The sequence below is a fragment of the Bacteroides sp. AN502(2024) genome, from assembly GCF_041227145.1.
Lineage (GTDB): Bacteria > Bacteroidota > Bacteroidia > Bacteroidales > Bacteroidaceae > Bacteroides.
This window is the reverse complement of record NZ_JBGFSP010000004.1, coordinates 82,802-99,152: the sequence shown is the minus strand read 5'-3', so window position 1 is coordinate 99,152 and position 16,351 is coordinate 82,802. Positions and strand designations below refer to the sequence as shown.

General features: G+C 45.4%; 9 protein-coding genes, 1 tRNA gene and 2 pseudogenes. 10 read left to right on the top strand and 2 right to left on the bottom strand.

What is annotated here, in order from left to right:
- Positions 1-301: 301 nt before the first annotated feature.
- The 4 genes and pseudogenes from AB9N12_RS15265 to carB form a co-directional block, all read left to right on the top strand.
- Positions 302-730: pseudogene (locus AB9N12_RS15265) on the top strand (glutamine--fructose-6-phosphate aminotransferase); the annotation flags it as partial.
- Between the two features lie 241 nt (positions 731-971).
- Positions 972-2,855, top strand: coding sequence for an amidophosphoribosyltransferase (locus tag AB9N12_RS15260; RefSeq protein WP_369892961.1), 1,884 nt, complete (start codon positions 972-974; stop codon positions 2,853-2,855).
- A gap of 27 nt (positions 2,856-2,882) precedes the next feature.
- A complete protein-coding gene (carA, locus tag AB9N12_RS15255) occupies positions 2,883-4,025 on the top strand; it encodes a glutamine-hydrolyzing carbamoyl-phosphate synthase small subunit (RefSeq protein WP_369892960.1) in 1,143 nt (380 codons plus the stop codon).
- Between the two features lie 9 nt (positions 4,026-4,034).
- Complete coding sequence (gene carB / locus AB9N12_RS15250) at positions 4,035-7,262, top strand: carbamoyl-phosphate synthase (glutamine-hydrolyzing) large subunit (RefSeq protein ID WP_369892959.1); 3,228 nt, start codon at positions 4,035-4,037, stop codon at positions 7,260-7,262.
- Between the two features lie 206 nt (positions 7,263-7,468).
- On the opposite strand, the gene AB9N12_RS15245 is transcribed toward carB, so the two are convergent.
- A complete protein-coding gene (locus AB9N12_RS15245; protein ID WP_369892958.1) occupies positions 7,469-8,674 on the bottom strand; it encodes an L-serine ammonia-lyase in 1,206 nt (401 codons plus the stop codon).
- 201 nt (positions 8,675-8,875) lie between these two features.
- A complete protein-coding gene (locus AB9N12_RS15240) occupies positions 8,876-11,377 on the bottom strand; it encodes an endonuclease MutS2 (protein WP_369892957.1) in 2,502 nt (833 codons plus the stop codon).
- 142 nt (positions 11,378-11,519) lie between these two features.
- Here AB9N12_RS15240 and AB9N12_RS15235 point away from each other — a divergent pair, with 142 nt between their 5' ends.
- The 6 genes and pseudogenes from AB9N12_RS15235 to AB9N12_RS15210 all read left to right on the top strand — a co-directional run bounded on the left by AB9N12_RS15235 (position 11,520) and on the right by AB9N12_RS15210 (position 16,307).
- The gene (locus tag AB9N12_RS15235; protein WP_369888970.1) at positions 11,520-12,671 is read left to right on the top strand and encodes an IS4 family transposase; all 1,152 of its coding nucleotides are present in this window, start codon (positions 11,520-11,522) and stop codon (positions 12,669-12,671) included.
- 183 nt (positions 12,672-12,854) lie between these two features.
- Positions 12,855-12,939, top strand: a tRNA-Ser gene (locus AB9N12_RS15230).
- A 313-nt stretch (positions 12,940-13,252) separates the two neighbouring features.
- Positions 13,253-14,473 carry a site-specific integrase gene (locus AB9N12_RS15225; RefSeq protein WP_369892956.1) on the top strand — a complete coding sequence of 407 codons (1,221 nt, stop codon included), beginning with the start codon at positions 13,253-13,255 and terminating at the stop codon, positions 14,471-14,473.
- Between the two features lie 13 nt (positions 14,474-14,486).
- Complete coding sequence (locus tag AB9N12_RS15220; protein ID WP_369892955.1) at positions 14,487-15,710, top strand: site-specific integrase; 1,224 nt, start codon at positions 14,487-14,489, stop codon at positions 15,708-15,710.
- Positions 15,711-15,731: 21 nt separating this feature from the next.
- Positions 15,732-16,107: pseudogene (locus AB9N12_RS15215) on the top strand (hypothetical protein).
- The gene (locus AB9N12_RS15210; protein ID WP_369892954.1) at positions 16,095-16,307 is read left to right on the top strand and encodes a hypothetical protein; all 213 of its coding nucleotides are present in this window, start codon (positions 16,095-16,097) and stop codon (positions 16,305-16,307) included. Before AB9N12_RS15215 ends, AB9N12_RS15210 begins: the two are co-directional and overlap by 13 nt.
- Positions 16,308-16,351 lie beyond the last annotated feature (44 nt).

Sequence of the window (16,351 nt, the reverse complement as noted above, 5' to 3'; positions counted from 1 at the left end):
ATTGTTTTAATTTCAAAATGATATCTAAATATGGTTTTGTGTGACGTGAAATAAAAATAGGAATCCTTCTTCTTTTAATCTGTAACTAAAAGTAGGAAATTTGCTTTTAATTTGTTAGTTTATCCAGCTCTATTCGGTTTTGATTGTAATCTGTTTCTTTTTGAAGTAAAAATAATATATTATTTAACTTTTTGATGTGTTTGTGATTTTTTTGTGCATTTCTGTCAAATAAATATGCTTTTTGTTGTCTTTATGTTATTTGTAATGTGTATATTTGCAGGCGAAATAAAAATATCATAATATGTGTGGAATAGTAGGCTATATGGGTCAACGAAAAGCCTATCCTATCCTTATAAAAGGGCTGAAGCGACTGGAGTATCGTGGATATGACAGTGCGGGGGTGGCATTAATCAATGATGACCGACAATTAAATGTGTATAAGATGAAAGGAATTGCCCATACCCGTTGGGCTACTCACGGGGAACCTTGTTCTGCTAACGCCCATCCTCATTATTCTTCTTCCGAAAAGCTCGCCCTCATTCATAACGGTATTATTGAAAACTACGCCGTTCTCAAAGAAAAACTTCAAGCCAAAGGTTCTATTTTTAAAAGCAGTACCGATACAGAAGTCCTCGTTCAATTAATAGAATACATGAAAGTCGCTAATCAGGTCAGTCTGCTGACAGCCGTACGATTGGCGTTGGGAGAAGTGATTGGTGCTTATGCGATTCATGAGGTAGTGGTGATTGCATCTGTGACGAAAGGAGATACGGTAATTAGTAAGATTGCTGATTATAATATCGAACTTCCTGAAACAATCGAATGTCTACCACCGTTAATAACTACGGTACTTCTCCAGCTTCTTGCTTACCACATTGCGGTGTGCAAAGAAATGGATGTGGATCAGCCGAGGAATTTGGCGAAGTCAGTAACAGTAGAGTAACTTTAAATAGTAACTAGTATATAGAGAGATGGAACAATTGAAACATGAATGTGGCGTTGCCATGATACGCTTGCTTAAACCGTTAGAGTATTACGAGAAAAAGTACGGGACATGGATGTATGGTCTTAACAAGCTCTACCTGTTGATGGAGAAACAGCATAATCGCGGACAGGAAGGTGCGGGACTGGCATGTGTGAAACTGAAAGCAAATCCGGGTGAAGAATATATGTTTCGTGAACGTGCTTTAGGCTCCGGAGCCATCACAGAAATCTTTGAAAACGTTCAGAACAATTTTAAGGATCTCACTTCCGAACAGTTGCACGATACGGCATATGCCAAACGAGCCTTGCCCTTTGCCGGTGAAGTATATATGGGGCATCTTCGTTATTCCACTACGGGAAAATCCGGAATCTCTTATGTACATCCATTCTTAAGAAGGAATAACTGGCGCGCCAAGAATCTGGCTCTTTGCGGAAACTTCAACATGACGAATGTAGACGAAATATTTGCCCGTATTACTGCCATCGGTCAGCATCCGCGCCAATATGCCGATACCTATATCATGTTGGAGCAGGTGGGGCACCGTCTGGACCGTGAAGTGGAGCGCGTATTCAATCTTGCCGAAGCCGAAGGGCTTACGGGCATGGAGATCACTCATTATATAGAAGAACATATTGATTTGGCAAACGTGTTGCGTACTTCCAGCCGCGAATGGGATGGGGGATACGTGATTTGCGGACTGACCGGAAGCGGTGAGTCTTTCGCCATCCGTGATCCGTGGGGAATCCGGCCTGCATTCTGGTACCAGGATGATGAAATAGCTGTTCTTGCTTCCGAACGTCCCGTGATTCAGACTGTTTTGAATGTCCCATTGGAGGGAATTAAAGAATTGCAACCGGGACAGGCATTGCTCATCAGCAAAGAGGGTAACATACGTACTTCGCAGATAAACAAGCCGCGCAAAAACCAAGCATGTTCTTTCGAACGCATTTATTTCTCCCGTGGCAGCGATGCCGAGATTTATAAAGAGAGAAAACGGCTGGGCGAGAAGCTGGTTCCGAAAATTCTGAAAGCAATCAATCATGATATAGATCATACGGTTTTCTCTTTTATCCCCAACACTGCGGAGGTTGCTTTCTATGGAATGTTGCAGGGATTGGACGATTACTTGAACGAGGAGAAAGTGCAGCAGATCGCCGCATTGGGTCATCATCCTAACATGGATGAGCTGGAAATTATTCTTTCCCGTCGTATTCGTAGCGAAAAGGTGGCAATCAAGGACATCAAACTCCGCACGTTCATCGCTGAGGGAAACAGCCGGAATGATTTGGCTGCCCATGTGTATGATATCACCTACGGAAGTCTGGTACCCGGTGTCGATAATCTGGTGATTATCGACGACAGCATTGTGCGGGGTACTACACTGAAGCAAAGCATTATCGGTATCCTCGATCGGCTGGGTCCGAAGAAGATTGTGATCGTGTCTTCTTCTCCGCAAGTGCGTTATCCTGACTATTACGGTATAGATATGGCAAAGATGAGCGAGTTTATCGCTTTCAGAGCTGCTGTCGAGCTATTAAAAGAGCGGGATATGAAAGACGTGATTGCAGCTGCATACCGTAAATCGAAAGATCAGGTGGGGCTGCCGAAGGAACAGATGGTCAACTATGTGAAAGACATTTACGCTCCATTCACCGATGAGGAAATCTCAGCCAAGATGGTGGAACTGCTGACGCCCAAGGGGACAAAAGCGAAAGTGGAAATCGTCTATCAACCGTTGGAAGGACTGCACGAGGCTTGTCCGCATCATCAGGGCGACTGGTATTTTAGCGGCAATTACCCTACCCCTGGAGGGGTGAGAATGGTGAACCGCGCATTCATCAATTACATAGAACAAATGTATCAATTCTAACAACCATACAACGATTCAATACTAAGAATGAGAAATGTGACATTAATCCTTGACGACGGGAGCCGGTTTTCCGGTAAGTCGTTTGGCTACGAGAAGCCGGTGGCGGGCGAAGTAGTTTTTAATACTGCCATGACCGGATATCCGGAGAGCCTTACCGATCCCTCCTATGCCGGACAGTTGATGACGCTTACCTATCCTTTGGTAGGCAATTACGGTGTTCCTCCTTTTACCATCGAACCGAATGGACTTCCTACGTTCATGGAAAGTGAGAAAATCCATGCGGAAGCGATTATCGTAAGTGACTATTCTTATGAATACAGCCATTGGAACGCAGTGGAAAGTCTCGGTGACTGGCTGAAACGCGAGCAAGTTCCCGGCATTACAGGCATCGATACCCGCGAGCTGACCAAGGTGCTTCGTGAGCATGGGGTGATGATGGGGAAAATCGTTTTCGATCCTGAAAATGAAGAAGTAAGTATGGACAAGGACGAATTTCCGTCTTATAGTGATATCAACTATGTAGACCGAGTTTCCTGTAAAGAAATCATTCATTATTTCCCCGATGGAACGAGTCGCTGTAGCACAGCTGATTCTTCATTCTCCATTCCTCATTCTTCATTACAGAAAGTAGTTTTGGTGGATTGCGGTGTGAAGGCGAATATTATTCGTTGTCTGTTGAAACGGGGAGTAGAAGTGATCCGTGTTCCTTGGGATTATGATTACAACGGACTCGAATTTGACGGGTTATTTATCTCCAACGGACCGGGCGATCCGGATACTTGTGATGCTGCAGTGCAGCATATTCGCAAGGCGATGGCAAACGAGAAATTGCCTATCTTCGGTATCTGCATGGGAAACCAGTTGCTTTCAAAAGCAGGCGGAGCTAAGATTTATAAATTGAAATACGGACATCGTAGCCACAACCAGCCGGTGCGTATGGTAGGTACGGAGCGTTGTTTTATCACTTCACAAAATCACGGTTACGCTGTAGATAATAATACGTTGAGTGCAGACTGGGAGCCGTTGTTCATCAATATGAACGATGGATCCAATGAGGGAATCAGACATAAAAAGAATCCTTGGTTTTCTGCACAATTCCATCCGGAAGCGGCGAGCGGACCTACGGATACGGAATTCCTGTTCGATGAATTTGTAAACCTGCTAAAATAACCGACAATCATGAAAGAAAATATAAAGAAAGTATTGCTGCTGGGTTCCGGTGCCCTGAAAATCGGTGAGGCCGGTGAGTTCGACTATTCTGGTTCGCAGGCACTCAAAGCCCTGAAAGAAGAAGGTATTGAGACCATTCTTATTAATCCCAATATTGCTACGGTACAGACGTCTGAAGGAGTGGCGGATCAGATTTACTTCCTTCCGGTGACTCCCTATTTCGTAGAGAAAGTGATTCAAAAAGAGAAGCCGGAAGGTATCATGCTGGCATTCGGTGGACAGACGGCTTTGAATTGTGGAGTGGCTTTATATAAGGAAGGCATCCTGGAGAAATATAATGTACAGGTGCTCGGTACTCCGGTACAAGCTATTATGGATACCGAAGACCGTGAACTGTTCGTTCAGAAATTGAATGAGATCAATGTAAAGACCATTCAGAGTGAGGCCGTGGAAAATGCGGAAGATGCCCGTTGGGCGGCGAAAGAGCTGGGCTATCCGGTCATTGTTCGTGCAGCTTATGCATTGGGTGGCTTGGGTTCGGGTTTTTGTGATAACGAAGAGCAACTGAATATTTTGGTAGAAAAAGCATTCTCTTTCTCTCCGCAGGTATTGGTGGAAAAATCACTGCGTGGCTGGAAGGAAGTGGAATATGAAGTGGTGCGTGACCGCTTCGACAACTGTATCACCGTTTGTAATATGGAGAACTTCGATCCGTTGGGTATTCATACCGGTGAATCTATTGTCATCGCTCCGTCGCAAACGCTTACGAATAAAGAATACCATAAACTTCGCGAGTTGGCCATACGTATCATCCGCCATGTGGGTATTGTGGGGGAATGTAACGTACAATATGCCTTCGATCCCGAATCCGAAGATTATCGGGTGATTGAAGTGAACGCCCGTCTTTCCCGTTCTTCTGCTTTGGCATCCAAGGCAACCGGTTATCCGCTGGCTTTTGTTGCTGCCAAGTTGGGACTGGGTTACGGATTATTCGACTTGAAAAACTCTGTAACGAAAACGACTTCTGCCTTCTTTGAACCTGCACTGGATTATGTGGTTTGTAAAATACCGCGTTGGGATCTGGGGAAATTCCATGGGGTTGATAAAGAATTGGGCTCTTCGATGAAATCTGTAGGTGAGGTAATGGCCATCGGACGCACTTTTGAAGAGGTGATTCAGAAAGGGCTTCGTATGATCGGACAGGGAATGCATGGATTTGTAGAAAACAAGGAATTGGTTATTCCGGATATTGATAAGGCATTACGTGAACCGACTGACAAACGTATTTTTGTCATTTCGAAAGCGTTCCGTGCCGGATATACCATCGACCAGGTGCATGAACTTACGAAGATTGATAAATGGTTCCTCCGGAAGTTGATGAATATCATGAACACTTCCGAGGAGTTGCATAGTTGGGGAAATAACCACAAACAGATTGCCGATTTGCCGGACGAATTGCTTCGTAAAGCTAAAGTTCAGGGTTTTTCTGATTTCCAGATTGCCCGTGCTGTCGGCTACGAGGGAGACATGGAAGAGGGAATTCTTTATATCCGTAATCATCGTAAGCGTGTGGGGATCCTTCCGGTTGTGAAACAGATTGATACGCTGGCTGCAGAATATCCGGCCCAAACCAATTATCTGTACCTTACTTATAGTGGTGTAGCGAATGATGTACATTATCTGGGCGATCATAAGTCTATTGTCGTATTGGGTTCCGGTGCTTACCGTATCGGCTCTTCGGTAGAATTTGACTGGTGTGGTGTTCAGGCTTTGAATACGATTCGCAAGGAAGGATGGCGCAGCGTGATGATTAACTATAATCCTGAAACCGTGTCTACGGACTACGATATGTGCGACCGTCTATACTTCGACGAACTGAGTTTTGAGCGTGTGATGGATATTCTGGAACTTGAGAATCCACATGGCGTGATTGTATCTACCGGTGGTCAGATTCCGAATAATCTTGCTTTACGCCTGGATGCACAGCATATCCATATTCTTGGTACAAGTGCCAAGAGCATTGACAATGCCGAGGACCGTGAGAAGTTCTCTGCCATGCTCGACCGTATCGGTGTGGATCAGCCTCGTTGGCGTGAGTTGACTTCGATGGATGACATTCAGGAGTTTGTTGAAGAAGTCGGTTTTCCCGTACTTGTCCGTCCGTCTTACGTGCTTTCGGGGGCTGCAATGAATGTCTGTTCCAATCAGGAAGAATTGGAACGTTTCCTTAAACTGGCAGCCAATGTATCGAAGAAACATCCGGTGGTGGTAAGCCAATTCATCGAACACGCCAAGGAGGTGGAAATGGATGCTGTGGCGCAGAATGGAGAAATCGTGGCATACGCTATTAGTGAACATATTGAGTTTGCGGGAGTGCACTCCGGTGACGCTACGATTCAGTTTCCACCACAGAAGTTGTATGTAGAAACAGTTCGCCGTATCAAGCGTATCAGTCGTGAGATTGCCAAGGCTTTGAATATCTCCGGTCCGTTCAATATTCAATATCTGGCGAAAGACAACGATATCAAGGTCATCGAATGTAATCTTCGTGCCAGCCGTTCTTTTCCGTTTGTCAGCAAGGTGTTGAAGATCAACTTTATCGAGCTGGCAACGAAAGTGATGCTTGGTCTGCCTGTGGAGAAACCGGAGAAGAATCTCTTCGAACTGGATTATGTCGGAATCAAGGCTTCCCAGTTCTCCTTCAACCGTCTGCAGAAAGCCGATCCGGTATTGGGGGTAGATATGGCTTCTACCGGTGAAGTGGGCTGTATCGGTACGGATACTTCTTGTGCCATACTTAAAGCGATGCTTTCCGTGGGCTATCGTATTCCGAAGAAGAATATCCTGCTTTCTACGGGTACGATGAAGCAGAAAGCTGATATGATGGATGCAGCCCGTATGTTGGTAAATAAGGGATATAAACTCTTTGCAACGGGTGGTACACACAAAACACTTGCAGAGAATGGAATTGAAAGTACTCATGTTTATTGGCCGAGTGAGGAGGGACATCCACAGGCATTGGAGATGCTTCATAGCAAGGAAATCGATATGGTGGTCAATATACCAAAGAACCTGACAGCCGGAGAATTGGATAATGGATATAAAATTCGTCGTGCCGCCATCGACTTGAATATTCCGTTGATTACGAATGCCCGGTTGGCCAGCGCATTTATCAATGCTTTCTGTACGATGAGTGTGGACGATGTGGCTATCAGGAGTTGGGCAGAGTATAAATAAGCAGAATGTCATCCTTTTGAAGAGGCTGTCTAACAGGTCTCAAAAATTAGAAGTCACCCCTGTCAAAGCATATTCCGGCAGGGGTGAAATCGTTAAAATAGGACTTGTCAGACAGCCTCTTATTGATTCTTCGGCATAACGAAAAGCTTTATGCCGAAAGTTGCATAAACCTTGGATAATAACAAAGCCGGGGCTTGTTTTTATGATTACATTTGTTGATAATCCTTGGCTAATCCTCCTTCGCTTGTTTCTTTGTAAAGCGATGGAAGGTCGTGTCCGGTCTGCTTCATTACTTGCACTACTTTGTCGAAAGAGACACGGTGCATACCATCGGTGAAAGCTGAATAAAGATTAGCATCCAGCGCACGTGCGGCAGCGTATGCATTTCGTTCGATGCAGGGAATTTGCACCAATCCACATACCGGGTCGCACGTCATTCCCAGATGGTGTTCCAATCCCATTTCTGCTGCATATTCGATTTGTGCGGGACTACCTCCGAATAATTGATTGGCGGCAGCCGAAGCCATTGCGCAGGCTACGCCTACTTCTCCCTGACAACCTACTTCTGCTCCGGAAATGGATGCATTGAATTTGACAATGTTGCCAAACAATCCGGCAGTGGCCAACGCGCGTAGAATGCGCATATCACTGAAATCACGGCTTTGCTGGAGATGATATAGTACGGCAGGCATCACTCCGCAGGAACCGCAGGTAGGAGCTGTCACAATTTTTCCACCGGAAGCATTCTCTTCACTTACTGCCAGAGCATAAGAAAAGACGAGTCCTCTGGATTGCAGGGATTGTTTGTATCCGGTAGCACGTATGTAATAGGTGGAGGCTTTTCGTCTGAGATTCAGTGGGCCGGGAAGTACTCCTTCCTCTTCCAGTCCACGGTGAATGGCATCTTTCATGGTGGCCCAGACTTCAGCCAGATAATCCCATATATCTTCTTCCTCACATTCTTTCACATATTCCCAATAACTTTTTCCGGTATCTTCGCACCATTGGAGTATCTCGGTCATGTTTTCCATACCGTACACATCCGGACTTTCGATGGTCGGATGGCTGCTTTCTGCCAGTGCACCGCCGCCGATACTATAGACAGTCCAGTTTTCCTGCACTTTATTATTGTTGTCCAAAGCTGTAAATGTCATTCCATTGGGATGGAACGGTAGGAAGACTTTGGGTTGCCACACAATTTCTATCGGAGCGATGGGCCGTAAAGTGTCTATAATGGCTATATCTGTCATGTGCCCTTTGCCAGTAGCTGCCAAACTGCCGTATAGGGTTACTTTAAAGGATGCTGCGTCCGGATGACGTTCCAAAAACATTTCGGCGGCCTTGCGTGGTCCCATTGTGTGGCTGCTGGAAGGGCCTGTACCTATTCTATATAGCTCTTTAATTGATTTCATGACTCATGATGGATTTTGTTAATACCATTTTTTTCTGAAGTGCAAATATACAACAATACCGATAATTGTCGTTATAATCCAGGCAAATAAATGCCCGTACAGCCTTCCGCTTCCGGCATCCGTTTGTAATTCATCATTGGAAATAGAAAGATCGACTCGTCTAAATGCGAACAAGCTCCTTGGATTCCTTTTGTTTACACGTTAGTCGAAATCGACTACTGTGATTCCGGCACCGCCGAACTGTACATGTTCGTCGGCATAATGACTGACTCCCGGTACGGTGGCCAGATATTGGCGGATCAGTGTACGAAGTATTCCTGTTCCTGTGCCGTGAAGGATACGCACTCGATTCATGCCGACCAATATGGCATCATCAATAAAATAGGTGACCGCCTGTAAGGCTTCGTCTCCACGCATTCCGCGCACATCAATATCCTGTTTGAAGCTAAGTTTCTTTTCGTACATCTGATCGTGTGTTTGGCTACTGACAAAGGTGCTTTTGGCAATCCCTTCCGTCTTGGGTGCATGACTGACATGTTCCAGCCGGTCTGTTTTGACGGTCGTTTTGATACTTCCAAAGGCAACAGTCGCATTCTTGCCATTGATTTCCATCACTTGTCCGACGCTTGTCTGTCCTTTGATCTTTACATTTTCTCCTACCGCAATCGGCACTACTTTCGGGACACTCAATGGAGAAGATGTTACAGCTTTCGGTTCACTTTTTTTGTTTCTCTTCCGCTCTTGCTTCTCCTTTAGTTTCTCCATTTTCCGGGCGATTTTCTCTTCCTGCTCCTTAGATGCCGATGCATCCAAAGAGGTTCGGAAATCGGCCAGTTCCTGACGTGCCTGGCGTGTCTTCTCCTTTTCGGCTTGCGCTTCCTTTATCTTGCGAATCGTATTTTCAATGCGGGCATTTGATTCCTGAAGCATGCGTTGGGCTTCTTCTTTTGCTTGCCGGATAATCTCTTTCCGGGATTTTTGCAATTCTTCCATCTCTGCCTGGTAACGGGCGATGGTCTCTTCCATGTGCTTTTCCCGTTGACGGATGGTTTGACGTTTTCCTTCCCAGTAACGCTTGTCGCGCACAATGTCCTGAAGGTATTTGTCTGCGTTGATATATTCGCTTCCTACGATCTCCGAAGCATCTGCGATGACATCTTCCGGTAGTCCGATTTTTCGTGCGATTTCTACGGCAAACGAACTTCCCGGATTTCCGATTTGCAATTGGAAAAGTGCTTGCATGAGATGACGGTCGTAAAGCATGGCGCCGTTCACTACTCCTTCATGCTCTTCGGCAAAGTGTTTCAGATTCTGGTAGTGGGTGGTAATGACTCCGAATGTTCCTTTCTGATTGAAACGTTTCAGCACGGCTTCGGCAATGGCACCTCCGATTTGTGGCTCCGTGCCTCCGCCGAACTCGTCAATCAGGATGAGACTCCGTTTGTTGCAGCTCTTCATCATGATTTTCATATTGGTCAGGTGAGAAGAGTAGGTGCTCAAATCGTCTTCAATAGATTGCTCATCACCGATATCGATAAAGATGCTACTGAATATTCCGGTGCGACTACGTTCGTGCAAGGGAATCAGCATACCGCATTGCAGCATATATTGCAGCAAACCGACTGTTTTCAAACAGACGGACTTTCCCCCGGCGTTCGGTCCGGATATAATAAGGATGCGTTGTTTGGGGTCGAGCTGTATATCCAGTGGTACGACTTTCTTTCCATGTTTGGCTAGTGAAAGTTGTAATAAAGGATGCACGGCCATCGTCCAATCCAGTAGTTGCTCATTCTCCACGGTGGGTTTCAGGCTATGGGTCTGTATGGCAAAGTAGCTTTTCGCACGGATAAAATCGATCTCTGCCAGAAATTCGTATGATTGGAGTATTTCCGGGATAGATGGACGGAGCATGTTTGAGAACTCGGTAAGGATGCGAATGATTTCACGCCGTTCGTCGCTTTCGAGTTCACGGATGCGATTGTTGGCTTCCACTACTTCCGCAGGCTCTATAAACACTGTTTTTCCGCTGGCGGATTCATCATGTACGATACCTTTGATTTTTCGTTTGACTCCGGAGGCAACCGGAATCACCAGACGTCCGTCACGCATGGTGGGTGTTACGTCTTTGTCCACGTATCCTTCGGATTGTGCGCTGCGCAGGATACTATTTAATGAACGGGAAATATTTCCCATCGTACTGGTAAGTTCGTGACGTATGCGGGCCAATTCGGTAGAGGCATTATCCTTGATTTTTCCATATTTGTCAAGGATGCCGTCTATTTTCCTTATCAGTTGGGGGAAAACGGCAATATCTCCTGACAGTCGTTTCAGGCTGGGGTAGGGGGCGTTGTTTTCTTCTTCATCTTCGTTCCGATGCAAGAAGCGTACAATGTCATGGATGGTTTCTAATGAACGGCGTAGATCGAATAGCTCTTGTTCGTCCAAATACATTCGTTCTATCCGCACACGCTTGAGTGAAGGACGGACGTCAAAGAAAAACTGATCGGGAAATCCGTCCTCTTCCTGGATAATGCGGACAAACTCTGTTACTTGATTTAATCTCTCCTCAATCTCTTCATATTGTTCGGAAAAATTCATGCCTGCAACTCTTTCTTTGCCTAAAGTACTGAGACACTTATCTTTTAGTAACTGTCTTATCTGGTCGAATCCTATCTTTTGCTCAAAGTTGTGAGGGTATATCATATTTTTCTTCTTACTAATGAGCTGCAAAAATACGATTAATTCCAATATTGTCCTAAATAAATTGGGGGGAACAAATAAAAAGGAAGTAGAACTAAGGTAAAATGACTACCTTAGTAGCAAGCTACCAACTCATCTACTTCCTATGGCAAATATAACACTTTTCGCACAGGTAATATCACATCTCCCGAAAGAAAATATCAGGAAAATCATAAAATCTTCGGGGTCAGACAAGCATTGCAAGGGCTACAATACATGGAGTCAGTTTGTTAGCATGATTTTCAGCCAATTCTCAGGATGTGATTCAGTCAGAGATATCTCAAACGGGCTGAAATCAGCCACCGGCAACCTCAATCATTTGGGAATCAACCGTGCACCATCCAAGTCAACGGTAGCATATCAGAACGCCAACCGAGACAGTTCGGTTTTTCGCGGCATATTCTACTCGTTGTTTCAGTATTTCGGACAGCAAGCCCTATGGCAACGAAGAAAGTTCCGTTTCAAGATGCCGATAAAACTGCTCGACTCCACATTGGTGTCATTGACTCTGTCAATATATGACTGGGCACATTACACTACCACCAAGGGGGCGGTCAAGATGCACACGCTATTGGACTATGACAGTCTTTTGCCGGAGTTCGTGAATATCACCGATGGCAAAACCACCGACAACAAAGCTGCTTTTGATATTGAGTTACATCCGTATAGTATTGTAGTAGCCGACCGAGGCTACTGTGACTACTCATTGCTGAATAATTGGGACAGCAGCAACGTGTTCTTTGTAGTGCGTCATAAAGACAATATCCGGTACAAAGCCATAGAGGAGTTGCCTTTGCCTGAAAAACACGCTCAGAATGTACTTATTGACGAAATAATCGAGTTCGAACTCTCGGCGGCCAAATCCAAATATCCCAAACGTTTACGTCGCATCGCAGTATGGAACGATGAACACGGTTTTGAAATTGAGTTACTCACAAACAACTTCACATTGGCAGCATCAAGCATAGCGGCTCTGTACAAGGCTCGGTGGAACATAGAAATCTTCTTTCGCAACCTCAAGCAACTGCTACGCATCAAGAGCTTTATCGGCACATCCCGCAATGCCGTAGAGACCCAAATATGGACTGCTATGACTACAATGCTGATTCTGACATGGCTAAAGCACATCGCAAGATACAAATGGGCATTGGCTAACCTTGTGGTCACGCTCCGGCTGAACACATTTACCAAAATCGACCTCCAAAAATGGCTTGATCAACCATTTACACCACCTCCCGAAACCATCGAAAACGATTAGGGGGGATTGATTTTGAACTCTCGAGGCTATACTTAACAGTATAGTCAGTTAGCTCATGCTCAAAATTTATTTAGGACAATATTGGATTAATTCGCGAAAAAAATATCAGAATATTTGCAGAATTAAAAATGATTCGTACCTTTGCACCGCTTCCAACGGAAAGCACTTCTGAAAGGGAATTTTGGAGAGGTGGCAGAGTGGTCGATTGCGGCGGTCTTGAAAACCGTTGAAGGTAACACTTCCCGGGGTTCGAATCCCTGTCTCTCCGCAAATGGGCTTCAAATAGGCTTCAAAAAGGTAGTCAATTTAGCCTTCAAAAATTTGCTAATCGTTGTAAAATCAAGGTTTTACAACGATTTTTCTTTGTATATACCTCTATAGCTTGACGGCATAAGCCCATGTTTCGATAGTCATCATTCGGTCATATTCTGCTACACTTACTGCTACACAAAAATTCAGCATACAAAAAATGTAGCAGTGACGGCATTCCGAATAGCATATTGACGGCAATAACTCTTTCTTTATCAGTATGCTAAATATTAACTTTGCAGCCGAGTGCTACAACAAAAGAATGTTGCGTTATGAAAATGAATTTCAAGGTCTCCTTCTACCTGCGTTCCAACTATGAGAACAAAGAAGGCAAGTCGCCCGTCATGCTCCGAGTGTTTCTTAACGGTGAGATGGCAAATTTCGGTTCCACGAAGATATTCGTGAACAAGTCCTTGTGGAACAATACAACCAGCCGGATGAAAGGACGAACGGCTGAGGTGTTGTCTGTAAACTCCTCTTTGGACAGTATTTCCACCACACTTCATGCCATTTTCCGCAAACTGGAAGATGATGAGAACCTGTCTTTGGATAAGATTCGCTCGTATTATTCCGGCAAGAGTCGTGAATACAGCACCTTCCTTCCGATTTTCGATAGATTCATAGAGAATGTCCGGCAGCGTGTCGGAGTAAACCTAAGCAAGGCAAGTCTGCAAAAATACAGTGTGCTGCGCCGTCATTTTTCCGAATTTCTTTCTTTCAAGTACGGCAGAAAGGATATAGGTCTGACCGAGCTTACCCCATCCGTAATTGAGGAATTCGAGCTTTATCTCCGTACCATCGGCGGATGTGCGTTCAATACATCTGTAAAGAAAATGAAAACCTTAAAGACCGTTACTCTCTATGCTTTCAGACACGGTTTTCTCCTCCATGACCCTTTTGTCAACCATCGTTTTCACTTAGAGCCTGTCGATCGTGGTTTCCTCACAGACGAGGAAATTCTTCGAATCGCCAACAAGGATTTGAGCATCGAGCGATTGGCTTTGGTACGGGATATTTTCATATTCTCCTGCTTCACGGGGTTGGCATATATCGATGTGTCCAATCTCACTCCCGACAATATCGTGACGCTCGATGACAAGCAGTGGATTATGACCAAGCGGCAAAAAACGAATGTGGAGACCAATGTGCTCTTGTTGGACATTCCCAAGAGCCTCATTGCCAAATACAATCACAAGACTTATCGTGACGGCCGACTTTTCCCTGTTCTTACCAATCAAAAGATGAATTCTTACCTCAAGGAGATTGGCGATCTTTGCGGCATCACGAAGAACTTGACTTTCCATGTTGCGAGGCACAGCTTCGCCTCGTTGATTACGCTTGAAGCGGGCGTGCCGATTGAGACCATCAGCCGGATGCTGGGACACTCCGATATTTCCACCACTCAAGTATATGCCCGCGTCAGCCCGAAAAAACTCTTTGAGGACATGGACAAGTTCATCGAAGCGACCCAAGATTTCAAACTGACCCTTTAATACAGAAAACGATATGCGAAGCACATTTTCATTATTGCCCTATATCAATCGCAGCAAGATAAAGGCTGACGGTACGACCGCCGTTCTCTGCCGTATAAGCATTGACGGTAAACAGACCGCCATCAGTACAGGCATCTATTGCCGCCCCGAAGATTGGAACGGCAGGAAAAACGAGATAAAGACCGTAAGGGAGAACAACCGTTTACGGGAATACATGCGGTTAACAAAAGAAGCCTACGATGAGATACTGAAATCGCAAGGCGTGGTCAGTGCCGAGATGCTGAAGAATTACCTTGCCGGACAAAACCTTCATCCCGTTACCCTTCTTCAAATGGGAGAATGGGAACGGGAGCGGTTGAAGAGACATTCCGAAGAAATAGATTCCACTTCCTCCTATCGGGCTTCAATGTACTACCAGAAGTACCTGACGGATTACCTCGCGTCTTCCGGGAAGAAAGACATTGCCCTTGAAGAAGTGACGGAGGATTTCGGTAAGTCCTACAAAGCCTATCTGAAGAAATGCAAGAACTTCAGCGCAACCCAAACCAACAAATGTATGTGCTGGCTGAACCGCCTGCTGTACTTGGCAGTCGATAAAGAGATTATCCGTGTGAATCCCTGTGAGGACTTGGAGTATGAGCCAAAGCCGGAGGCAAGGCACAAGTATATCAGCCGAGAGGAGTTCAAGAAGATACTTTCCACCCCGATGTATGACAAGCGGATGGAACTGGCAAGACGGGCTTTCATCTTTTCGACCCTGACCGGATTGGCGTATGTGGATATAATGCTTTTGCATCCGCACCACATCGGGACGAATGCGGAGGGCAGACGGTACATCCGCATCAACCGCAAGAAGACAAAGGTGGAGGCGTTCATCCCCCTGCATCCCATAGCGGAACGGATATTGTCGCTGTACAATACGACCGATGACGAGCAGCCTGTATTTCCTCTTCCCAGCCGTGATGCCCTCTGGTTTGATGTTCATGAGATGGGCGTTATCATAGGGAAAGAGGATAAATTGAGCTATCATCAAAGTCGTCATAGCTTTGGAACTTTCTTAATTTCAGCGGACATACCCATTGAGAGTATAGCCAAGATGATGGGGCATTCCAATATCCGGACGACACAGGGGTATGCACGGATAACCGATGATAAAATTTCAAAGGATATGGATAAGCTGATGGAGCGCAGAAAAATGGAATCTACCGACGAAAAGAAAAAGAAGAACAGCAAATAGACAATGGCAAATATGTGTATTATGGAAAGAGGTACAATAACAATCAGTGAAACGGGTATGTTCACAATACAGACCGCACCCGTATGGATGACCCAATTTGAAATAGCCGAACCTGTTCGGGGTGTTCTCGTGTGACATCCGAAAAGCTATTCATGCTATCTACAAGAACAAGGTATTGAACGCAGCTGAAACGATGAAGTATGTCAAGCAATCGGACGGCATCAGCTATGATGTTTACAGCCTTGAAGTGGTTATAGCCGTTGCATTCAGGATATGCAGTAAGGAGAGTATGGCGTTCAGACGGTTCGTTATGGATAGAATCTGTGCAAGGATAAAAGGAACACAAGCGATGCTGTTCGTTTCTTGTGGCAAAGGCGGCAACCTATGGTATTGTTGAGCTACATCCCGTCAGTCTCCCGTTTCCGATGCACGGATGCAAAGGTAGTGCGTAACTTGGGTGTCAGCCGCAAGGTCGGGCGGCAGAGCCGTTTCGGGCAGAATCTTCCTCAAACAGGTTTGAGCGTATTCAGCCCGAAAACCTTGCCGCTGCCCTGCCACGCACTGAGAAGGCATCCGGCAGCGGAAACAAGCGACTGACGGGAAATCAGAAGAAACGAAAAGAAGGAACGGCTTACAGACGA